We start from the raw sequence: 22,874 nt of genomic DNA on the forward strand, positions 1-22,874 counted from the left end.
TCCGACAGCGCTCTTACCGGCTTATTTCAGCGTGGTCATATCAACAACAAAGCGGTACTTCACGTCGCCTTTTTCCAGTCGCTCGAAGGCTTCGTTCACCTCGTTGGCGTTGACCATTTCAATATCGGCGGTGATACCGTGCTCGGCGCAGAAATCCAGCATTTCCTGGGTTTCTGCGATGCCGCCAATGTTCGAGCCGGAGAAACTGCGACGGCCGTGGACGACATTAAACGCACCTACCTCCAATGGCTCCGCTGGCAAGCCCACCAGTACCACCGAGCCGTCGATGGCCAGCAGGTTCAGATAGGTGTTGATATCATGCTGGGCCGACACGGTGTCTAACACCAGATCGAGTTTGCCAGCATAGGCTGCCATTTGCTCCGGGTCTTTGGTCAGAACCGCAGCATCGGCTCCCAGACGTTTGGCGTCTTCTACCTTGGTATCGGACGACGTCAGCACCACAACCTCGGCGCCCATGGCTTTGGCAATACGAATGGCAACGTGGCCGAGCCCGCCAATGCCCAAAATACCAACTTTCTTACCCGGGCCAACGTGCCAGTGCTTCAGCGGGGAATACACGGTAATACCGGCACACAGCAGTGGTGCCGCAGCAGCCAGATCCAGCGACTCGGGCATCTGCAAGGTGTAGCTTTCCTTACACACGTACGTCTGAGAAAAACCGCCGAATGTCATACCGCCCAGGTGTTTGTCCGGGGTATTGAATGACAGCGTGGTGCCGTTTTCACAAAACTGCTGCAAATCACGCTGGCAAGCCGGGCAGCCACCACAAGAATCGACAATACATCCAACGCCAGCCAAGTCACCGACGTTGAAACGGGTGACATCTTCACCAACCGCCGTTACCCGGCCGACAATCTCATGGCCCGGCACCATCGGGTAGTTGGAAAACCCAAAGTCATTCTTTACCTGATGCAAATCCGAGTGGCAGATGCCGCAATACAAAATATCGAACTGCACATCGTCAGACTGCAAATCGCGGCGTGGGATGTTCAGCAGGTGCATGGGTTCAGCGCTGTTAACCGCGCCAATGGCTTTGATTTCAAATGGCATTCAAATTTCCTCCAGTACAGGACCCAAAAGCAGAACAACAACTGCCTGCATGAGGGTGATGAAAAGACTGTACGCCTGAAGTGGTTTATTGATTAGCCGGGATAATTCGGCAGGGCTGGTGAGGAAAATTCATGAAATCTCGAGGAGTGACCCCGGTACAGAGAGGGAATAGGGCGTCGCCCTCCGGAGGCGAAGGTCGGTTGATCATCGCTATCGGTTTCAATTGTGAGCTTTTACCACGTTACATCACTGGTCAACGCCCGGTAACGTGGGTACAATGCGCGCCTTGCGGAAGCATCCGCCCGTAGCTCAGCTGGATAGAGCGTCGCCCTCCGGAGGCGAAGGTCAGAGGTTCGAATCCTCTCGGGCGGGCCATTTCTTTTATGTGTCCGAAGTGTCCTGCTTCAAATACCTCTCCTCTGCATTTGAACACACCGTTTAGCCCGAGATGGACGAGAACCTCTGATTGGTTCGATTCGTAGCGAGCCTGCGAGTGGAGAAAACATCGGAGCCTGCGACGATGGCCCGAAGGGCGAAAGTAATCCTCTCGGGCGGGCAATATACGAAAAAGCTCCTGAATCTGCTTATGAAACGTGAACAGATTCAGAAGCTTTTTTGTTTACCGCGTGTGAGTGACTTGGTGCTTAATCTCGGGTTCGATTCGTAGCGAGCCTGCGAGTGGAGAAAACATCGGAGCTTGCGACGATTGCCCGAAGGGAGAAAGTAATCCTCTCGGGCGGGCCATTTCTTAAGCCGTTCTGGCGATAGTGCTTACTAATATGTCTTGCTCGGCGACCAAACGGTGACCCATCCAGTGTCGTTGGTAGGCGTGGTTTTGACCTCTCCCCTGAGTCATAAAGTTTTTGGTAAGCCTTAAATTTTTATTTTGACTCCCGCAGGCGGTGTTTTGGGATCTATTCCTGATGTCATTGATTGACCAACACCATCTCGCCTGAAATCGAACATGTTCATTTCAAAAGTATTGATTGCCACCTGATTATTCCCGCTAGCGTGAGCAATCAATCGTTTGTGGCGCTCCTTGTATGGAGCCATTGCATATGAGCTACCAAATTCACCACTGTTTACAAGAATTACAGGTTGGTACATGTGGTAGTGCAGTGCTTCAACCATTGTGTCGAAAGATCCGACATCAGTATTGAGGGCAGGAATGCACAATGCGTTTGATTTATCTCTTAAATCGGCGCTGAGTTTGATGTCTGTTGCATCGAAACAAGTGGCACTGGTTATCTTGAAGCCTGATTTGTTTTTGAAGTCTGGGTGTTTCAGTTCGATCATTAGCTGATAGGGACGCCAAGGTTGAATTTTTAAATCTCTTTCTCCTGCCATCATATGATGCTTACCCTGAAAGCGAAGAAGTTCGTTTTGATTGCCATTATGTTTTCTTGGAACGATCCAAATTGCACAGTTATTGGGGCCAGGTACTCCAAGCTGGTTGATAAATCCTAAACCAGCCAGAACAATTGCATGTGTTTTTCGAGATAGGTGGATAAGAATATCTAAATCGTCTTTGTGAACCGCCAACTCTGGCCAAACAATCAAATCTACTTCTTGCTTTTTGTCTACTTCAATATTTTGAGCATCAATATGCTTTACGACTAGTTCAGCTACCCGTGCAACATGGCGACGATGTTTCACTCGATACTCTGGAACATCAAGTAAAGTACCTGCTTTGGCAAAATCAGACTTGGAAGGCAGCTTGGATTGAACCATTGCAACACTCAGAGATGTTTTGCCTTTTTCCCAATCAGGCCTGATCAATTCAGGCAAAACCGGCATTTCCGATAACTGACAGTAAGATGCTTTGAGTTCTGTTAACCGATTTATGACTAAATCTCTAACTGCATCTTTCGTCAGCTCTCGTGGCCAATCAAAACCTTGATCGTTCACATGAATACCGGGCCAACGTAGAAGTTTGGCCAACAGAGTAGACAGCCAGGTTGAGAACTGCGCTGCTTCACCAGCAAGCGACTCTGGAGTTGTCATCATGCCTAACTGACGTTTGAAGCTGGTGGATTTCACGCCTCGATAGCCGGCTCTGGGAGTGAATGACTGACCAAATCCGGTTGGATCGGCAGAGCCAGCCAAAACAGCTCGCATTGCCAGTGCAACGCGTTGAAGCTGGATTGTCTCATCATTTTCATTTGACTTATCTTCCGTTTTTTTGAAATGAGGTGACATTTCTGCAATTGCTTCATGCATTACGAGCTTTTCTATTATCAGGTCGTCATCGAATGCAGAAAAAACTGGCGGAACCTTGTACCCAATGGATTTTACTTTTGTTCTGCTGAGGTCTACCAATTCTGAGTCTTTGAAATCAGACACTGGCAGTTTTTCAAGTAGAGCTTGAAATAACTTCAATGCCATTACTTCATTTGCAAAAGGATTATCTGCACGGCTACATAACTGATAGATACCAGTGAATCCTGTTATTTGATCCAAAGGTTTGGCTGATGGCCGAATGTTCAGATAAAGCCTTTCTGCAATATCATTGAGTGAGTGTTTATCCCTGTAATACCAAGTGTATTTCATTGCCCGTGCATGGTAATAAATTGCTCGCATCAGATCAGGATTTTGAGCCGAGATTTTTTTCAGGATTGACGGAGTACTGAATTTTAATCTATCAAATAGGCAACAAACTGCACGGATCACTGGTTTTTGATCAGCTGCTAGTTGTGCTGCTATAAGAATGCAAGAAGCAAGTATTTCTGGCTCTATCTTGAAACGATCAACAATATTTACTTCCTTGAATAGTCTTTCTATTGAAATATTCCGATAGCCTTGGATCAGCATGAAAATCAGATCCTGCTCCAGATCTCCACATGAGCTTTCGAGTGATGTATCAAGCCTTACTAGCAATAAAAATCTTGCTTGTTCACCGAGTAAGTCGAATTCATCTGAAGACTTCGGTTTCCCCCCAAGTGAACCTGAAAGAGCCGCTGCTGCTGTGTTTTGCAGTAATTCAAAGTAGCTATCAATATCAGCGTGGGCGGGAATGGCTTGAGGGTCTTTTCGATGAATAACCATCGCTGAATTTCTGAATATTTCAGATAAACAATATCGGGCGACTGATGCTTGTTTCTCTTCTTTAATCCCTCCCTCTCTCTTTAAAACGTCTTTCAATTGATCCAGTATAGCATTTAATATTTTGGGGCTTGGGAATAACTCCAGGCCTTTTTTCAGAAGAAGAACCAATGCAGGGTCATGTGACCAATTGGCTATAAAGCGTCTGGCCATTCGTTCTTGTAAATAATCCCATTCCCCAGCAACCGGGGCGCCATTTTCGTCTATATTCCTGGGTGTAAAGTGGCGTTTGTTGTTCAAAACCTTGGAGATCTTGTTTGCAGCAAAGCGTTTTAAGGTATCTTCTCGAATATCAAATACACTTTTTTCAATGGCGGCGAGGCCATTAGGAATGCAATTTTGACCATCCTGGTCTGGAACATTTCCATCGGAAAGCATTAACAAAGACTCAAGCTGAGTGACCATTTCATCCGCACTTTCCATGCTTAGTGGGCCACTCATATTGCTTTGGATCATTTCTAGAGTGCTGGATATGCCTTTGGACTTACCTCGGTAAACCTCAACTTTAGTTTTACTTGGATTAAGTATAAGGCTAAGTTCTTTGAGCTGTGGCTCAATCCATTGGTTGATCTTTTCCTGAACTGTTTTTATCGGGTTTTTATTATCCTTGCTTCGTTTTGGACCGATTACAACCAAACGCATATCATCTACATAGCGGCAGTAATCGATCAGTTTGATCGATTTCGACACTTCGGTTTCAATACTATTTTGTACTTCTTTGTCGAATTCGAGCATATAAATATTCGACAGGAAACCAGAAGCAACTAATCCCTGTGGTAATCCATTAAGTAATTCTGGTACGTCTTTGGTTTTGCAGACTTCATAATTGTCTTTAGCACACTGAGACCAAGACCAATTATGGAATATATTCAGCAAGTTGTCGGTGGCAATATTTTCCTTAATTTTATTTTGTTGGTTGTTAGATGTGATGTTCTGGATCTTCTCGATCAAGGTTTTTCGATTAATACGATCAAAAAATTGGCTCAAATCTAGATCGACTAGATAAATCTCTTCATTAGGGGCTTTCTCGGGTAAAGCCTTGGATGCGAAAAAATAAGGACGTTGAATAAAATTACGATAATCAGTGAAGTATTTGCTGTAAATCGTTGTTGCACCGTAGTTATGTTCTGCGGTTACATTTCCCTCATTATTCTCTTGGTATTTACAGTAAAGACGGTTGCCATAGCTAACAACTTTCTTTTTATGTACATCTTCATATTTGGTTGATGGATCACCTTGAATAGCTTCGACCTCATTGGCGAGACACATCATCACCAAGGTCATCATGGTCTGTTCTTTAATGCCTATATGGGCAAGTGGCCGTAATTTAATGTTTTTAGGTTTCTTGGAATTTGGTTTTGATTCTGGAACCCACTTCAGGCAATAACAGGAATTTCCAAACTCTTCAATAGAAACATCGAGTATTTCATCGCACTCAGTGGGGCATTTATTAGGTATGAATGTCCATGCCGATGATTTTGGAGCCGGAACCAAATTCAAGTTAGAGAAGGAGACGCTTTGGTCAATTATTTCTGCTGTCCATTGATTACAGCGTTCTGCCAAGTACAGAGCAGACTTGTCTAGTTCAAAATTGTCCGCGTACCAGTTGGTTGAGCGGATATATTCATGTGACTTTTTCCAAGCAAGTGCCATCAAGAGAGGATTGGTCAGATACCAATCTGATAGTTCCAGTTGATTGTATTCTGATGGTATTTGAGGCATCTGGCTGTCCTTAAGTCATTAACTTGCTGGTAATCATATCTGCGAGGATCAAAATTTTTGATACCTCATTTCCAGTTTATGGTTCTGAACTGGATAGGCCTTACAGCGGCAACGCAGGTCCTCGGAACACTCCACCCAGCTTGGCTTCGCGGTGCCAGCGAATATGCTCAATATTGGGCTTCGGTTGGCCAGGCATCGGGTTGCGGATTGGCTGTCCATGCAAGGCTCGAATGCGTTCCAGCGCACTGCCAGAGCCACTGAATTCCTGCGATACCAGTACTCGGCAGTCGTCGGTTAACGTCCAGATGCCGCGGTCGTACAGTTGATGCAGGGTTGGCTCCAGCGCCAGACCGTTGTCGACGCTGTCCGGGCCTTCAAAGCTGTGGGCTCTGACGTGTGCGGCTTCGCAACCGATGGCAACACCGCCGATGCTGAGTTGGAAGTCGCTGACGGCACAGCGGTAGTCGTAGGCTTTCAATACATCGCGGCGGAAGTGGCTTGCGCGGTAGCGTTTGGCGACGCTGGCGGAGTCCTGTATTCCCTTGGCGGTGTATGACGGTGAGCTATTCAGTGCAAATGGGGCAGGTATATCCAGTTCGCATTGGGTCAGCACATCGTCCCAGGTCGATTCAAAGAAGTTTTCCTGCAATACCAGCCAGGCGATGCTGGTGAGCGCGCTGTCGTCGGTATCCAGCCAATGACGCACATCGGGGCTGAAGCTGGCTGTGGACTGGCGATAGGCTTTGATGGTTTGTTCAGAGCCCAGTTTTTCCAGGTCGTGAATATCCCAGAAACCGTCTGATTTAAGATGCCACCACGGCTTGGTCGGGTTGGGAGCGCTTTTTATCGGCGGTGCCCAGCAGCGCAGCAACTGAGTCAGAGGTTGTTCAATGTCGGCAAAACGAACGATGTGTCGGCCTTGCTGATATTGAGCCAGCGCCAGCAATATCAGTAGCGGCTTGTGCGGTGCGCGCTTACCGCCAACCTGAGCGGTTTTAAGCTGTTTTATGCGGTGAAGGATAGTGGGTCGTGTGTCCATACGGGTACTTCAATTCCGTTGATCGATGGGGGACAGTAGCACTCTGCCTGGTGCTTCAAAAGACCAAATTTGAAGTGTTCTGGCATCTCAGAGTGCTTGCCGCAACCATATGAGCGTTATGCCTTTGTGCTGTCTGGCTGACTTCTCCCGTACATACATTTAATCGCGGAACCTGCCCAGGGTTGTCGTCTGCCAGCTGCTGTGCAGGTCCCCGATCGATAACATGACAATTTAGGCTGGTTTCATCAGCGGCCGTTGCAGCCACTCGCTTTCAAAAAATTTCTCAAGCTGGTGGCATGTTTTCAATACCAGTGCGTCGTTGCCCTTTGCCGCAATGACGTGCAAGCCAACGGGGAGACCGTCTACTTGTCCACAGGGCAGTGTGGCGGCTGGTTGTTGGGTGAGGTTGAACGGGTAGGAAAACTGGGTCCATTCCATCCAGTAGGTCTGTTGGTCCTTGGCGGTGTCTCGGCCTGCTTCGAAGGCGGTGATTGGCAATGTCGGGGTGACCAGCAGGTCATATTGTTGATGAAACTGCTGCATATGCATGCCCAGCTCTGCACGGGCGTCGACCGCTCTCATGTAATCGACGATGTCGATTCTCATACCTTGTTCTGCGATATGGCGAAATCCGGGATCGAGCAGCTCGCGCTCCGCTTCGTTCATACCACTGATCACCTTGCCAGCTCCGGCAAACCAGAGGGTGGAGAAAACCTCAGCAGGGTCTTTGAAGCCCGGATCAATTTCTTCAACCTGTGCGCCCAGTTCCGCCAGGCGGGCAACGGCTGCGTCGATACACTGGCGTACAGCAGGGTCTACCTGTACGTATCCCAGAGTCGGGCTGTAGGCGACTTTGAGGTTGTTAAAAGTACGTTCAGGAATATCTGCCCAATTGCCGTTAAAGCGGCGATCAGAGTACCAGTCGCGCACGTCCGGATGTGCGACGGCATCCATCATTAGCAAGCTGTCGCTGACAGTGCGCGTCATCGGCCCCAGGTGGGAAAGTGTTGTCATGGCACTGGCTGGCCATTGGGGTACAAATCCAAAGGTGGGTTTGATGCCAAACACACCACAAAAACCGCCGGGAATGCGAATTGAGCCTCCGGCATCGCTGCCTTGATGCAGCACTCCCATATTCAGCGCTGCCGCCGCCGCTGCGCCTCCGGATGATCCGCCTGCGGTTCTACGAGTATCCCATGGGTTGGTGGTGATGCCTGTCAGGCGGCTGTCGGTTACCCCTTTCCAGCCAAACTCAGGGGTGGTGGTTTTACCGAGGATGACGGCTCCAGCCTCCTGCATGCGTTCAGTAAAGGGGGCGTTTTCCTTGGCAAGTTCGGTATTGCTGGTGAGTGAGCCGCTGCGAAGTGGCATTCCAGCCACTTTGGTCAGATCTTTTATTGAGGAAGGAACGCCATCAATCGGGCTTAGTGGGGCCTTGGCTAGCCAACGTTGCTCTGACTTCCTTGCGGATTCCAGAGCCGACTCTTCGGCAATATGGCAATACGCATTTACGGATGAATTGCAGGTTTCGATTCGGGCCAGTGCGGCTTTGGTTGCTTCCACTGGTGATAGCTCTCCGCGACCATACAGTCTGGATAGCGTAACGGCATCAAAGTCGGCGATCTCTTCAAAGTGTGAATGAGCCATTGTTATGCCTCCTTGCCTGCGGCGTTGAGCATGGCATTGAGCAATACAGATGCGCCTGCGGCAAGATGGTCGGGGTCAGCGCGTTCCATTTCGTTGTGGCTGATGCCGCCCTCACAGGGGACGAAAATCATTCCAGCCGGAGCTTGTTCGGCCAGAAAGATAGCGTCGTGGCCTGCACCACTGACGATGTCTATGTGCTCATATCCAAGCGCTTCGGCAGCTTGCCGAACTGCGGAGACACATGCGTCGGCAAAGTAGAGTGGCGCAAAGTCAGCGGTTGGTGTCAGTGTGACGGTGACACCATGCAGCTCTTCCAGTTCATGGATACGAGCCTTGAGGCCAGTCACCATGAGGTTGAGTGAATGGCTATCAAGGTGGCGTAAATCGACGGTCATGTTGACCTTGCCTGGGATTACGTTGCGCGACCCGGGGAATAGATCGAGGCAGCCTACCGTGCCTCTGCCGTGTGGTGCATGCTCCAGAGCAATGCGGTTTACATAGGTAATCAGCTCTGCAGCGACAAGGCCTGCATCATGTCGTAGTTGCATTGGTGTCGGGCCTGCGTGAGATTCTACGCCTTCAATGGTTACATCGAACCATCTTTGGCCTAATGCCCCCAGAACAACACCAATCGTTTTTTGCGCATCCTCTAAAATAGGGCCCTGCTCAATATGGGCTTCAAAGTAAGCACCAACGGCATGTCCCGGAACGGTTTTTTCTCCAGCAAATCCGATGCTGTCCAAGGCTTCTGCGACTGAAATACCTTTGGCGTCACGCGTTGCCAGGGCTTCTTCCAGTGTGAACTCACCGGTAAATACGCCTGAGCCCATCATGCACGGAGGAAACCGGCAGCCTTCCTCATTTGTCCAGGCAACCACTTCGATCGGCGCACGGGTTGTTATGTTGAGATCATTTAATCGGCGTATTACTTCAAGGCCTGCCATAACCCCGAAGCAGCCATCAAATTTGCCGCCCGTCGGTTGGGTATCGATATGACTGCCTGTCATCACGGGTGGCAAGGTATTGTCCATGCCGGCGCGGCGAAGAAAAATATTGCCAATTTTATCGATCGAAATGTCGCAGCCTGCGTCTTTGCCCCACTGAATCAAGAGTTCCCGTACTTGTCGGTCCAAGTCGGTTAGTGCTTGTCGGTTGAGTCCACCTTTGGCGGTTTCTCCAATCTTCCCTTGATCCATAAGGCTCTGCCAAAGGCGATCTCTATTGGCCGTTAGCCATTCAGCAGCGGGATTTTTATCGGCTTGCATATCCATCATCTACTCCAGAAACTGTGTTACACCGCCAGGTAGCGGTTTTTGATTTCCTGTTCCTGACGGAACTGTTCGCCGCTCCCGCTGTACACAACGCGGCCCTGTTCAATCACGTAATGCCGGTCTGCCAATTTTTCACAGACAGCGAGGTTTTGTTCGACCAGCAGTACGGAAACGCCGGCGGAGCGGATTTTTTGAAGAATTCGGACGATTTCATCGACGATTACGGGTGCCAGACCTTCGGTTGGCTCGTCCAGCAGTAATAGCTTCGGGTCGTTTACCAGAGCACGGGCAATTGCCAGCATTTGCTGTTCGCCACCGGACAGAGCGTTGCCGCCGTTTTTTCGGCGCTCATAAAGCCGTGGGAACATTTCGTAGATATCTGCCAGGCTCCAACGGCTGCTGGAGCGCACTGCGATAGCGAGGTTCTCTTCAACGCTGAGAATGCCAAATATGCCTCTGTGTTCAGGAACCAGCAGTACCCCTTTACGAGCGATATCAAAGATTTCCCGGCCAATCAGTTCTTCATTGTTGAACATGATTGAGCCCTTGGCTGGCTTGACGATTCCCGCGATGCTGCGCAGTGTGGTTGTTTTCCCTGCACCGTTTCGTCCCAGCAAGGTGACCAATTCTCCCGGGTTTACTTGCAGTGAAACGCCTTCCAGTACATGGCTCTTTTCGTAGTAGGAATGTATGCCGTTTATTTCCAGTTTCATGAGCCGCTCTCCCCCAAATAGGCCTTCTTGACGCGCTCATCCCCACGTACCTGATCGGGCTCGCCTTCCACCAGAATATTGCCTTGGTGCATCACTGTGATTTGGTCTGAGATGGACATCACCAGTCGCATGTTGTGTTCAATCAGCATCACGGTGTGCTGTTTGCCTAACTCTGAAATCAGATCCGTCATGATCGGGATATCATCAATCCCCATACCGGAAGTCGGCTCATCGAGCAGCAGCAACTCAGGGTCGCCACAAAGAGACATGCCAACTTCCAGCACCCGTTGCTGCCCATGCGACAGGTCCCCTGCACAGGTATTTGCCAGTGCCGTAAGCTTGACTCTTTCAAGTATTTCATCGGCTTTTTGCAGATGCTGTTGGCGCTGGCTGTCTGAATACCAGAATGCCAGTGCGGCCAGCCCATCCCGTCCTTGAGCGGCCAGTCGCAGGTTTTCTCTAACGCTCAGGTTCTGGAACAGGCTGGTAATTTGAAACGAGCGAGACATACCGGTTGCCACCCGCTTGTGTGGAGGCTGACGGGTCAGGTCCTTGCCTGCAAAACGGATAGAGCCACTCGAGGGCGTACGCTCTCCTGTCAGGCAGTGAAAAAGTGTGGTTTTACCGGCGCCATTGGGCCCGATGACGGTGTGAATCGTGCCTTTGCGTATCTTCAGATCTACGCTGCCCAGTGCCGCAAACGCACCATAGCGGAGTCCCAAATTTTGGGTTTCCAGAATGTAGTCATTCATGACTTGGCCTCCTGTTGCAGTTTGGGGTCTGGCTCGGATGTTTTGCTTTCCCGGAAGCGCTTCATTAACGATTCGATGCCGCCCCATAATCCGGCTGGCATGAACAGCACCACTGCAATCAGAGCAATGCCCAGAATGATCATCCAGCGTGGCCAGATGGAAGACAGAATGTCGCCGAGCATGACGATGGTGCCAGCGCCCAGAAGAGAGCCCAGTAATGATCCGGTGCCGCCAATAATGGTCATGATCAGAATGTTCTCTGACATCATCAGCTCAATATTGGAGAGCGGGGCGAAGTTCAGCAGCATGGCGTACAAGGCACCTGCTATTCCGGTGATCGCGCCTGAGATCACAAAGGCCAGCAGTTTGAAATGGCTGGTAGAGAAGCCGATGGCAGAAGCGCGACCTTCATTTTCCCGGATGGCGACCAGCGTGCTGCCAAATGGCGAGTGGATAACCCGGCGGGCAAAAATAAAAATCAACATGAACAGAGCGGCGACAAAGCCATAGAACGCCTGACTGGAGGTCAGGTCTGCCAGCTGGATTCCGAAAATTTCCAGGGCTGGACGTGGAACATCAAGCAGGCCGTTGTCACCTCCTGTCCAGTCACTGAGCGTGTAGGCCAGGAAGTAGGCCATTTGACTGAACGCCAGAGTCAGCATCACAAAGTAGATACCAGTTCGGCGAATTGCCAGAGCGCCCACAAGGGCCGCGAGCAGGGCTCCCACAATCATGGCGCACAACAGGGCGCTGAGCAGACCAAAGTTCAAATGGATCATGCTGAGCGAAGCGGCATAAGCGCCACCGCCGAAAAAGATTCCCTGCCCGAACGACAGTAATCCTGTGTAGCCCAGTAGCAAGTTGCAGCCCAATGCGGCCAGGGCAAAAATCAGAATCTCTGTGGCCAGAGTGGTCGACGGCAGAACCATCGGCATGACAATGACTGCGATCAGAGCAGCAGGCGTGATGCCTTTGTATATCGATGTTTTTGAGGTGGTATTCATACTCAGGCCCTCCCGAACAAGCCGTATGGCTTCATCAAAATAACGATTGCCATGGCGCCATAGATCATCAGGCTGGCGCCTTGGGGCCAAAGGGTGGTCATCATGCTTTGAACCAGGCCTACGGTGATGCCACCGACCAGCGCACCCACAAATGAGCCCATTCCTCCAATAACAACAACGACGAAGGCAAGGCCAAGTACCTCGGGCCCAATAAATGGATGCACTCCACGAATGGGGGCTGCCAGCACACCGGCGAGCCCTGCGAGGCCAACGCCCAAAGCAAATGTCAGGGCGAATAATTTGTGAATGTGCGTACCAAGTAGGGAGACGGTTTGCGCGTCTTCACTCCCGGCACGTACCAATGCTCCGAAGCGGGTTCGCTCCAACAGAAACCACAGTGCCAGCGCAATAACGGCGGTGAAGGCGATGACGAACAGTCGGTACTTGGGATAGAAAAAGTCGCCTAACTGAATAACTCCGGCCAGAGACGGCGGGGCGGCGACGGTTTTTCCGATCGGCCCCCAGATTGAGATGCTCAGCTCCTGAATAATCAGGGCAATTCCCAGAGTGATCAGAATGTGGAAGGTGTGAGGCAGGTGGTAGGCCCGCTGAATGAGGGTTTTTTCAGTGACCCAGGCCAGTGCAGCAACCACAATTGGAGCAAGTAGCAGTGCAAGCCAAAAGTTGCCCGATAGGGAAACGATGGTGAATGCAAGGTAGGAACCCAGCAGATAGTAAGCGCCGTGAGCGAAGTTCACGAAGTTCAGCAGGCCGAAAATGATTGTTAATCCGACTGAAATCAGAAAATAGATCATCCCCAGACCGATACCGTTAAGGGCCTGAAAAAGGTACAGACTCATTGTTATGACTCCCGGATGGGTGAGAGAGATTCGCGCCTGTTACAGGCGCGGGTGCTCTGGAGGCTTAGCCGCGATGACAGTCCAGAGAGCTTTCGTCCGGGAAGGATTGGCCGGAACTGATGATGTCTACGTAGTCGTCTTTATCTTGCATGTCAGACGCTGCTTTGCCTTTCAGCAAGTAGTAGTTTTTGAGAACCTGGTGGTCGGCGGCTCTGACCGTTTCTTCGCCGGTTGGTCCTTGATAGCGGCTGTTTTCCATCGCTTGGGCAACCAGCTTGCCATCCGTCGTACCTGCTTTGGCGATCGCATCCAGGATAATTCGGGTACCAATGTAGTCGGCTGCCATCGGGTAGTTCGGGTTCATGTTGTAGGCCGCTTGCACATTGCTCACCAGCTCTTTGTTCATTGGTGTATCAACGGTGTGCCAGTATTGAGCACCGAAATAGACCCCTTCAGCTACTTGTGGTCCCAGCTCTTGGAGTTGGTCGAGTCCGGAGGACCACGCGACCAAAATCTTCATTTGATGCTTGAGGCCAAAATTCACAGCCTGACGCAGTGCATTGGATGATTGACCGCCGAAGTTAAGCAGCAGTAATACGTCTGGCTTGGCTGCCATGGCATTGGTCAGATAACCGGAAAATTCCTGCTCCTGCAGAGAGTGATAGCTGTTTCCAGCATGCTCGATACCTTCTGCCTTGAAAACAGCTTTGGCGTTATTGAGCAGGGCTTCGCCGAAGACATACTGAGGTGTGATTGTGTACCAGCGCTTCCAGTCAGGATGGGCCTTGATCAGTGGTTCCACGGTTTCATGGATAGCGCCATAAGTTGGGACAGACCAACGAAATGTTGCGTTGTTACATTCACTGCCTGTCAGTTCATCGGCCCCGGCAGGGGTCATGAATACGCCTCCGGCCTTATCCACCTCTTTACCGATGGCGAGAGCTGTAGAAGAAAGCGTTGCTCCATCGAAAAAGAGAGCGCCTTGCTGACGGATCGCCTCCTGTACTTTTCGGACAGCCTTACCCGCATTGCCTTCAGTGTCTATGACTGAGTACTTGACGGGTTGACCAAGTAAATCACCGTAGTTCTCAACAGCCAGCCTGGAGCCCATATCGGCGTATTTACCGTAGCTTGCAAAAGATCCGGACAAGGATTTAACCCCGTAAATGGTGACCTCTTCAGCTGAGCAGATCGCTGATGATGCCGAAAACAGGACGGCGAGCGACAGTAACTTCTTCATCTTTGAAAAACACATTCTGTGTACCTCTCTCTAAATTGGTAGTTTCTTTCTTCTTGCTCTTAGGGCTGAGGGGCTCCATTGATAAGGGCCTCTTTCTTATTGCCTTACATCTTTCGAGCGATCCGGCCGTCAAGGGCGACGAAATGCTCTTCGGCTTCACACATGTGATCTCCCATCAGGCTGCGAACCTGATGCTCATCGTTGTTGCGATAGGCCTTCATTAGCTCAACGTGGTAGTCGACGTTGGAGCGGGTGAATTCGTAGGCATCGATCTGGTATGACTTTTTCAAAACCACCAGATCGCGCAGGGTTTCGTTGAGGAAACGAGCGAAAAATCCCAAAAGAGGATTTGGGGATGCGTCTGCCAACACGTTGTGGAATTCAAGTTCAGCAATGCGTTGCTCACGCTGCTCTTCTTCCGTCGTTGGTGGCTGGTTACAGGCATTGATGTACTTTTCCATCAAGGCAAAGTCGTCCTCACCAAGGTGCCCTATTACTGAAGCTGCTACTTCTACTTCGATCAGCTTTCGCATCTGATAAACCTGCTCTGCGGTCAGATGCTTGAAGTAGAGGTAGTTACGTAGCGCCTTACTGGCTGGGTCTGTTCGGACTTCGGACAGCCAGGCTCCACCCCCGGGGCCTGGTCTTGTGGTGACGAGCCCTTCTACTTCGAGGGCCTTTAGAGCTTCACGAACAGTACCCTTGGAGCAGTCGAAGCCCTCAATCAGATCCTTCTCACTCGGTAAGCGATCCCCTGGCAATAACTTTTCAGCAACAATCATTGCCTTCACTTCTTCGACAATCAGGTCTGAAAGTTTGGGCTTTCTTCTTCTCGGTACGCTGCTGGTCATCGTGCTTCCTTTTTAAAAAAAACCGAATAATCCAAATAATTATGATTAATTAATATCGGCTGTATGAATCGTGGTCAATCAATCCCATGCAGTTGGCTCAATTTGTAATCTTTGTACAGGCTTTCAGGCGGGTGCTGATGTGTTTTACGGGGTGAGCCCCCCGTACTGAATCTCCACGAGGAAAGGGGGACGGCAGTTGCATTTGATATTGACCACAACCCGTCATGCCCTTTAGCGTTGAGCCATCCCGCCTTAGCCAGGACTCTTTCTTATGCCAAAAACCTTATTGTTCGCCGTTGCGCTGGCGTTAGGCGTGTGTGTGTTGGTGTTGCTGAGCCTGGTTGGCTACGTCGCTGGTATTGAGGCTTTGTATCGGCCGTTGGCAGATGGGGTGGCGACGCATCCTCTAACGGCGCTGACGCTGTTGGGCTGTGGTGTGGCGGTGTTGTTGGAGTGTGTTCCGGTAGCTCGTCCTTCGGTTTCGGACGGGCATTCGTTGAGTCTTGCGGCGGCGCGGGGGCTGGCGTTTGCGGCTTTGCTGGTGGCGCTGGTGCGCTTGCTTGAGGATGTTTCCGGCACCGTTATTCTGCATGCCATTACGCCGTTTCAGCAGCTGGTGGATGAAGAGCTGGCGGCGGGTAAGTCGAATGCGATGGGGGCCAATACGGCCATCACCATGATGCTGCTGGCGGCGTCGTTGTTGATGCGTTCATTCGGTCATGCGCGGATGTCCCAGTTGGGGGCGTTTGGGTCGTTGTTTTTTCCGGTGACGTCGCTGGCGGGGTATTCCTACGGCTTGCAGGATTTTTATGGCGAAATGTCGCCGATCACCTGTTTGCTGACGCTGTGGATGGGTGTTTCCTGTTTGTTTCTAACAGCCGATAGCTGGGTAATGAATGTGCTGCTGGGCAACACCAGTGTGTCGCGGGTGGGGCAGATTCAGCTGGTGGCCAGTTTGTCGTTCCCGTTGTTTGTGGGCTACGGCGTGTTGTTTGTACAAACCCGCGAGGTGTCGAGTTTGTTTGCCATCGTGATGGTGGCGTTTATGTGGTTCAGTGTGACGCTGATATCCTATTCCATGTTGCGTTTGCGGCGTTTTGAGGACGATCTGAAAAGCAGTATCCAGCAGCTGGGGGTCAGCGAGTCGCAGTTTCGGGACCTGTTCGAATACTCGCCCATTGCCACTTTGCTACTGGATAAGAAAAACCGGGTGGTGTCGTCGAACCATGAAGCGGAAAAGCTGTTCGATACCCCCCGTGACGAACTGCACAACATGTCGGTCGACAGTCTGGTGCCCGATGGCAAGGCGTTTATTCGTGATACCGCTCCCATTGAGCAACAGGCGGAATCTGATTCGGGCTACGATCTCGATTCTGGTAATAACCAGACGAACAGCCATGAGAGCCAGCAGCGACTGGTGGCAACGGCGCGCAGCGGGACGCAAATTCCGGTTGAGGTAAGCCATACCCCCATTGCCACCTTGGATGGCCAACAAACCCTGTTAGCGATCAGCGACCGCACCGAGGTTCAGCACCATCTTGATAGTCTGGAGCGTAGCAACAAGGAACTGGACCAGTTTGCCTATATTGCCTCTCACGATTTACGGGCGCCGTTGCGGGCAATCACCAGCCTGACTCGCTTTATTGAGGAAGACCTGGGTGACCAGCTACAAGGTGAAACCGCCGAGCATTTCAGTCTGCTGAAAGGACGGGTCAAGCGCATGGATATGTTGCTGAATGACCTACTGGAATATTCCCGCGTAGGGCGCACGGCCTCCAGGCCGGAATGGCTGGATCTGGACGATGTGATTGATGGCTTGCGGCAGCTGTATTTGCCCGACAACCGCTTTACCATCGAGGTGCTGGGTAACACCCGTAAGGTGTTCGCGGCTAGGCCCCAGTTTGAACTGGTGGCGCGCAATTTGTTGATGAACTCAGTGAAACACCACCATCTCGATGCTGGTCATATCCGGGTGTGGGTGGAACCGGCAGACGATACAACGTGTGTGTATTTTGCCGATGACGGTCCGGGTATTGAGCCAAGGTTCCGTCAGAAAGTATTCGATATTTTCACTACTCTGAAACCACGGGATGAAGTGGAAGGCAGTGGCATGGGATTGGCGTTGGTGGCGAAGTCGATGCAGCTGGTAGGTGGCACTGTAGAGGTTGTGGACAAGTTATGTCCATTTTCGATGGTGTCGCAGGCTGAATCGGTTCACAATGGAGCAGATTCACAGGAAAAAACCGCGCAATCAGGCACCACGTTCTGTTTGCAGTACCCTAATCACGTGCCAGTATAAATGACCGGTGCGTTTGCCAAGGTAGCCGCCAATGATGGCTGTACGTCAGATGGAAACACGATCTTCCCCAGCGATTTTACTGGTCGATGATGACGATATCGATCGACTGGCGGTGCGTCGTTGCCTGCGTAAGGTGGCGCTGGAAAACAGTCTGATTGAAGCCCGTGATGGCGTGGAAGCGTTGGAGCATTTGCAAGCAGACGAAGGCGTGTGGCCTGCGCTGATCCTGTTGGATATCAATATGCCACGGATGAACGGCCTGGAGTTCTTACAGGCGTTGCGTGAGAACGTGGCGCTAAAGCGAGCGCCGGTGTTTGTGCTGAGCACGTCTGATAACGCTTGCGATATGGCAGCCGCCTACGATCAGATGATTGCCGGCTATTTGCTGAAGCAAGACGTGCTGTCGGATGACAGCCGCCTTGCCGAACTGGTGTCCAGTTACACCAGCAACGTTGCCTGGCCAGACAAGCCGGATGCCTGACCCGTAATTGAGTTCAATAGCCGGGTTCAGCCGTTAGTCAATACATCCAGGCCAACGGCACCGCCGTCAAATTCTTGCACGGCATCCATCAATACCGTCCACAAGTAATCACTGGACGCGATATCACACAAAATCGACACCGCAGCCAGTCCGTTAACTTCCTGCCGAACCAGAATGGCGTTGATACGAGCGATTGAGGTTTGGGCAATGCTGCCCACAGGAAATTCCGACTCGCGCATATCAACAGCACTGAGCTTGGACAGAATCTCGCCGGTGTGCTCGCCAGTCAGCATCAGCCAGGCGTGGGAATCCTTGCAGAACAACGGGTAACAGGCGTTCGGAGTGTCGGCCATATCGGTTGGCAGGCTCTCGATGGCTTTACCCAGATCGTTGGGGTTCGCCAGCAGCCAGTACTCGGTTTTGCTAAGGCGCAGTACCCAGTTACCTTCCGAACAGGCGGTCGCCATGTTGGGCTTCAGCGGAATCGGGTATTCCATCGACGACAGCCAGTCGGCTGTGCCAGCACCGCGGAAACCAGTGTGGGGCAGCATGCTGAGCTCCAGTACACCGCCGTTGCGGGCACGTTCTTCGTCGTTGTGATCAACGCGGCTGACTACCGCTGCACCGGAAGCGGTGGTGACCGTTTGCGCTTGGGCCAGACGGCGATAGTTGGCGCTGCGGGCGATGTCTTGCTCCGCCCAATCTACGTGGGCCGGTTGTTCGGTTTTGTACAGTTCAGACATGGGTGTCTCCTGCTTATTAAATGCTGCTGTTGGGCGTGGCCCAACCTACGTTATCGGGTTGGCGACGCCGGTTGTCTGTGGGGTTCGGGAATAAATTCCCTCCTACAAGAAACCCGTAGGATGTTTTACACACGGACTTGCGTCTTCTTCACCGCGCCTTGAGGTTCGCCCAATGGCTCTGCTGTTTTGCAGGGCCGACCGCGTTGCCTCTTGGGAGGTCTTACCTCCCGGCCGGCGGGCCCCCTCCGCTTCGCGCTACCGGTTCGCTAATCCGCTACCGCTGCAATCTCACGACGGACTCGCCTCTACTGGACATCCATGTCCAGAATCGGCTCTCCCGGCATCCATGCCGGTCGGTCCTGTTCGATTTTGCGGTAGCGGGCTCACCTTAATGCGCACTGCTGTTGCCGCGAGGCTGCTCTTCGATTTCTGCAGGGTGTAATAGGCGAAGCCGTATTACACCAATGCTCATGCTCCGGCAGAGCCTCACATCTCCTGCCGTTTCTGTTCCTTATCGAAGAACGGCAATTCAACCACTTCGGCCATCACCATCTGGCCGCCGTCAACCCGTATCGGGATCAGGCTGCCTGGCTGCGACTGGTCGCCTTTGACGCCATAGCCGACGTACGCCATGCCAATCACGGCGTCGACGGTGGGGGAGTATTCACAGGAGGTGACGTTGCCGGTGATGTCGGCACCTGCGAGGTTTTCCGCCAGCACAATGTGGCCTTCTTCCGGCTTGGTGCCTTTACCAACAACGCTGGATGGCAGTTTGAAGCCCACCAGTTTGCGGCTTTGTGGTCGCTTCATCACGATGTCGACGGCCCGTTTGCCGTTGAAGTACGGCTTTTTGTTGCTCACCGCCCAGCCCAGATCCAGTTCGCCCGGGTGGCTCATGCCGTCGGTGTCCTGGCTGATGATGATGTGGCCTTTTTCCAGTCGCAGAAGACGCTGGGTTTCGACCCCAAAAGGTTTGATATCGAACGGCTGTCCGGCATCCATCAGCAGGTCCCACAGGGCTTCGCCGTAGCGCGTTGGTACGTGAATTTCGTAGCCCAGCTCGCCGACAAAGCCAACTCGCAGCAAGCGTGCAGGAATGCTGCGTTCAGGCTGGCCGTTTTTCGCAGGTACCTTGATGCTGCCTTCACGACAGGCCAGATACGGGAAGCCTTCCGGGCTGAGGTCGAGGTCGGTCAGTTGTTCCAATACCTTGCGGGAGTCCGGGCCTGCCAGGTTGACTGCGGCAAAGGCGGTGCTGACGTTGGTAATATCGACCTGCAAGTGCCACTGGGTGTTCCAGAAGGTCATCAGGCGGTATACCGCGTCCACGCCGGAGGTGGTGGCGGTGACGTAGTAGTGGTCGTCGGCAAAGCGACAAGCCACACCGTCGTCGACCACCACGCCCTGATCGCTGGTCAGAATGGCGTAACGGGTTTTGCCAACCGGCTGTTTGAGGAAACCGAAGGTGTAGATGCGGTTCATCAGCTCGGCAGCATCCGGGCCGCGTACTTCAATGCCGCCCAGGGTCGATACGTCGATCAGGCCGACTTTCGAGCGTACATGGAGGGACTCGGCTTCAATGCAGGCGTTGCGAATGGCCTTGGCTTTCGGGTTCAACGGACTGCCTTCCGGCCCTGTCAGCAGTTGTCCGGCTGGTGGATAAAAGCCCGGACGCGCCCACACACCGGCCGGAATCATCTTGGCACCCAGCTCAACATGGCGGTGGTGCATGGCGGTTTGACGGTACGGGTCAAAATTACGACCCGCCATATACGCCAGTTTCTCCGGGGTAAACGGTGGACGCGCGGTGGTAACACCCGTTTCAGTGACGTTGCGGTCGGTTGCCTTGGCGACCAGGCGCGCGGTCGGCAGTGCCGAGTGACGGCCCTGACTTGGGCCCATGCCGACAGTCGAGAAACGTTTTACCAGCTGCACATCGCGGTAGCCCATGCGGGTGGCGTTGATGATGTCCTTGGCTTGCAGGTCTTCGTCGAAATCAACGAAATCCTTGCCCTTTGGGTGCTTGAAAATTGGCCACTCGAAGTTGACCAGCTTGCCGCACTCTACCGGCTGTTCGACGGCGTCGTTCAGGCCCAGCAAGCGTAAGGCTTTGATGGCGGCTTGTTCGCCGTCGGCGATAACCTGCTTGATGGCGTGCTTGGCGTTCACTGAACCGGCAATGTGCAGGTTGTCTGGCAGGTTGCTGATGTTGAATTCGGCACGCTGGTCGTCGTACGACAGCTGGCCGCCCGCCTGACACAGCAGCTGGTAGGCGGGCATGTAGCCTGCGCTCATGCACAGCAGGTCGCAGCGGATGGTGTCGCCCACCGGAGCCACTTCGCCCTTGCCGGTAATCAGGCGGACATCAACGCCTTCCAGGTGCTGGTGACCCAAGGCCTCGTATACGGTGTAGCCAGTACGGATTGGAATACCGGCTTGTTCGACCTGCTTGGTCAGTGGACTGTTGGCACGGGAAGCACGGCTCTCGCGCATGTCGATCAGGGCTTTTACCTTGACGCCCTGGGCGTGCAGCGCCAGCGCGGTCAGGTAGCCGTCGTCGTTGCCGGTCAGTACCACGGCGTTGTTGCCGGGTTTGACGGCGTATAGTTTCATCATGCGCATGGCGGCGGATGACATCACCACACCGGGAATGTCGTTGCCGCGGAATACCACGTGCTGTTCGTAGCTGCCGGTGGCCATGATGCATTGCTTCGAGCGTACTTTGAACAGACGCTTGCCTTGCAGCACGGGCAGCCAGTTATCGGCAAACCAGGCGTTGCACACGGCGTTGGTCATGACGCTGATATTGGCATGCGACTGAATCCGGTGGATCAGTTCCCGACGCAGGGCTTCGGGGTCGGACACGTCGTCAAAATCGGCGTATGCCAGTGCGCCGCCCAGAATCGGGTTTTCTTCCAGCAGCAGCACGTTGGCGCCGCCATCGGCAGCTTTCAAGGCGGCACTCATGCCTGCCGGGCCAGCACCAACCACCACCAGGTCGTGGTGAAGAAATTGCTTGTCGTAGTATTCCGGTTTGAAGTCGAGGTCGGCGATGCCAAGCCCGGCTTTTTCACGGATTTTCTTTTCCCACCATTCCCAGATGCCCTTTGGCTTGTAGAAGGCCTTGTAGTAGAAGCCCACCGGCATAAAACGGCCAAAGTGGTTGAGAATGGCGTCCTTGTCTTTGGCCAGCGAGCCGTTGACGTTTTGGGCAGTCACAACCATGTCACTGGCGGCACTGATGCGGTCGGCCAGTACGTTGGGTTCGCTTGGCAATTGCACCAGTGAGTTGGCATCGTGGCCAGCCATGGTCAGCGGGCCACGAGGGCGGTGGTATTTGAACGAACGGGACCACATCCAGAAATTGTTGGCCAGCAAGGCGCTGCCGATGGTGTCGCCCTGGTAGCCACGAATGGTCTGGCCTTCAAACTGGAATTCCACCGTGTGTTTGCGGTCCAGCATCAGTCCCATCGGTTCTGGCAGGCGCTGCTGGCCCATGTGGCCTGCGGTGGCGTAAGGCAAGCTGGAGACGGAAGCGGTACTCATTCGGTCACTCCTTCGGACTCGGGTTTGGCTGTAGCGCTGTTGTTGGCGCTGACGGTTTCCGCTGGGGGTGTGCTGGCTGTGTTGGCAGTGGCTGGTGCTACTGAAAACGCCGGATCTTCCGACGGATCGTAAGTGGCCAGAATATTGTCGGTTACCCGGTGACGCTCGGCAATGAACCAGTAGCCGGAAGCCACGTGATACCACCATTCCTTGGCCACACCGGTGCCGTTGTAGGCGTAAAACGTGTGTTCGGCCCACTCCTTGTCGGGGGCGTTATCCACATCCGGCAGCTCGGTGACTTCGCCGCCGTAAACGAATTCGCTGATGTTGCGTGGCCCGTTAAGCGGGCAATTCATGATTTTCATAAAGCCTTCTCGAATGGTTTGAAGGTCTGGAGTCGGGTGTCAGGTGTCAGGTGTCAGGTGTCAGGTGTCAGGTGTCAGGTGTCAGGTGTCAGGTGTCAGGTGTCAGGTGTCAGGTGTCAGGTGTCAGGTGTCTGGTGTCTGGTGTGAATTGCCCTGGCTCCCGACTCT

The 22,874-nt window shown here is 52.6% G+C and carries 16 protein-coding genes and 1 tRNA gene; 3 read left to right on the forward strand and 14 right to left on the reverse strand.

Translation table 11 applies throughout. From position 1 onward, the window contains the following. Positions 1-21: 21 nt before the first annotated feature. Complete coding sequence (locus tag G516_RS0120155; protein WP_028295184.1) at positions 22-1,071, reverse strand: NAD(P)-dependent alcohol dehydrogenase; 1,050 nt, start codon at positions 1,069-1,071, stop codon at positions 22-24. A 298-nt stretch (positions 1,072-1,369) separates the two neighbouring features. On the opposite strand from G516_RS0120155, the gene G516_RS0120160 reads away from it, so the two are divergent. Next, a tRNA-Arg gene (locus tag G516_RS0120160) sits at positions 1,370-1,446 on the forward strand. Between the two features lie 498 nt (positions 1,447-1,944). On the opposite strand, the gene G516_RS0120170 is transcribed toward G516_RS0120160, so the two are convergent. The 10 genes from G516_RS0120170 to G516_RS0120215 form a co-directional block, all read right to left on the reverse strand. Beyond that, complete coding sequence (locus G516_RS0120170; RefSeq protein ID WP_028295185.1) at positions 1,945-5,895, reverse strand: RNA-directed DNA polymerase; 3,951 nt, start codon at positions 5,893-5,895, stop codon at positions 1,945-1,947. A 100-nt stretch (positions 5,896-5,995) separates the two neighbouring features. Beyond that, on the reverse strand, positions 5,996-6,934 hold the full coding sequence (locus tag G516_RS24200) for a phosphorothioated DNA-binding restriction endonuclease (RefSeq protein WP_028295186.1): 939 nt from the start codon (positions 6,932-6,934) through the stop codon (positions 5,996-5,998). 231 nt (positions 6,935-7,165) lie between these two features. Further along, positions 7,166-8,581 carry an amidase gene (locus tag G516_RS0120180; protein WP_036537654.1) on the reverse strand — a complete coding sequence of 472 codons (1,416 nt, stop codon included), beginning with the start codon at positions 8,579-8,581 and terminating at the stop codon, positions 7,166-7,168. A gap of 2 nt (positions 8,582-8,583) precedes the next feature. After that, on the reverse strand, positions 8,584-9,852 hold the full coding sequence (locus tag G516_RS23540) for a Zn-dependent hydrolase (RefSeq protein WP_245582708.1): 1,269 nt from the start codon (positions 9,850-9,852) through the stop codon (positions 8,584-8,586). A gap of 20 nt (positions 9,853-9,872) precedes the next feature. Further along, positions 9,873-10,565 (reverse strand): ABC transporter ATP-binding protein, encoded by a 693-nt coding sequence (locus tag G516_RS0120190; protein WP_028295188.1) that lies wholly within the window; start codon positions 10,563-10,565, stop codon positions 9,873-9,875. Beyond that, positions 10,562-11,317 (reverse strand): ABC transporter ATP-binding protein, encoded by a 756-nt coding sequence (locus tag G516_RS0120195; protein ID WP_028295189.1) that lies wholly within the window; start codon positions 11,315-11,317, stop codon positions 10,562-10,564. Before G516_RS0120195 ends, G516_RS0120190 begins: the two co-directional genes overlap by 4 nt. Continuing rightward, positions 11,314-12,321, reverse strand: a complete 1,008-nt coding sequence (locus G516_RS0120200) for a branched-chain amino acid ABC transporter permease (RefSeq protein ID WP_028295190.1) — start codon at positions 12,319-12,321, stop codon at positions 11,314-11,316. Before G516_RS0120200 ends, G516_RS0120195 begins: the two co-directional genes overlap by 4 nt. A gap of 2 nt (positions 12,322-12,323) precedes the next feature. Continuing rightward, a complete protein-coding gene (locus G516_RS0120205; RefSeq protein WP_028295191.1) occupies positions 12,324-13,181 on the reverse strand; it encodes a branched-chain amino acid ABC transporter permease in 858 nt (285 codons plus the stop codon). Between the two features lie 64 nt (positions 13,182-13,245). Beyond that, positions 13,246-14,421 carry an ABC transporter substrate-binding protein gene (locus tag G516_RS0120210; RefSeq protein ID WP_051219660.1) on the reverse strand — a complete coding sequence of 392 codons (1,176 nt, stop codon included), beginning with the start codon at positions 14,419-14,421 and terminating at the stop codon, positions 13,246-13,248. Positions 14,422-14,525: 104 nt separating this feature from the next. Beyond that, positions 14,526-15,272, reverse strand: a complete 747-nt coding sequence (locus tag G516_RS0120215; RefSeq protein ID WP_028295193.1) for a FadR/GntR family transcriptional regulator — start codon at positions 15,270-15,272, stop codon at positions 14,526-14,528. A gap of 271 nt (positions 15,273-15,543) precedes the next feature. Between G516_RS0120215 and G516_RS0120220 the strand changes: the two genes are divergently transcribed. Together G516_RS0120220 and G516_RS23545 are read left to right on the forward strand one after the other, a co-directional pair. Continuing rightward, positions 15,544-17,571, forward strand: a complete 2,028-nt coding sequence (locus tag G516_RS0120220; protein ID WP_028295194.1) for a sensor histidine kinase — start codon at positions 15,544-15,546, stop codon at positions 17,569-17,571. A 31-nt stretch (positions 17,572-17,602) separates the two neighbouring features. After that, complete coding sequence (locus tag G516_RS23545; protein ID WP_051219661.1) at positions 17,603-18,052, forward strand: response regulator; 450 nt, start codon at positions 17,603-17,605, stop codon at positions 18,050-18,052. A 26-nt stretch (positions 18,053-18,078) separates the two neighbouring features. Here the strand turns inward: G516_RS23545 and G516_RS23550 are convergent, their stop codons facing one another. From G516_RS23550 to G516_RS23555, 3 genes are all read right to left on the reverse strand, one after another. After that, a complete protein-coding gene (locus G516_RS23550) occupies positions 18,079-18,795 on the reverse strand; it encodes an aminomethyltransferase family protein (protein ID WP_051219662.1) in 717 nt (238 codons plus the stop codon). Positions 18,796-19,281: 486 nt separating this feature from the next. After that, positions 19,282-22,341, reverse strand: a complete 3,060-nt coding sequence (locus tag G516_RS0120235) for a 2Fe-2S iron-sulfur cluster-binding protein (protein ID WP_245582709.1) — start codon at positions 22,339-22,341, stop codon at positions 19,282-19,284. After that, entirely contained in the window at positions 22,338-22,706 is a 369-nt protein-coding gene (locus tag G516_RS23555; protein ID WP_051219663.1) for a sarcosine oxidase subunit delta, read from the reverse strand. Before G516_RS23555 ends, G516_RS0120235 begins: the two co-directional genes overlap by 4 nt. Positions 22,707-22,874: the final 168 nt, after the last annotated feature.

It is taken from the genome of Oceanobacter kriegii DSM 6294 (assembly GCF_000422845.1).
GTDB classification, from domain to species: Bacteria; Pseudomonadota; Gammaproteobacteria; order Pseudomonadales; family Oceanobacteraceae; genus Oceanobacter; species Oceanobacter kriegii.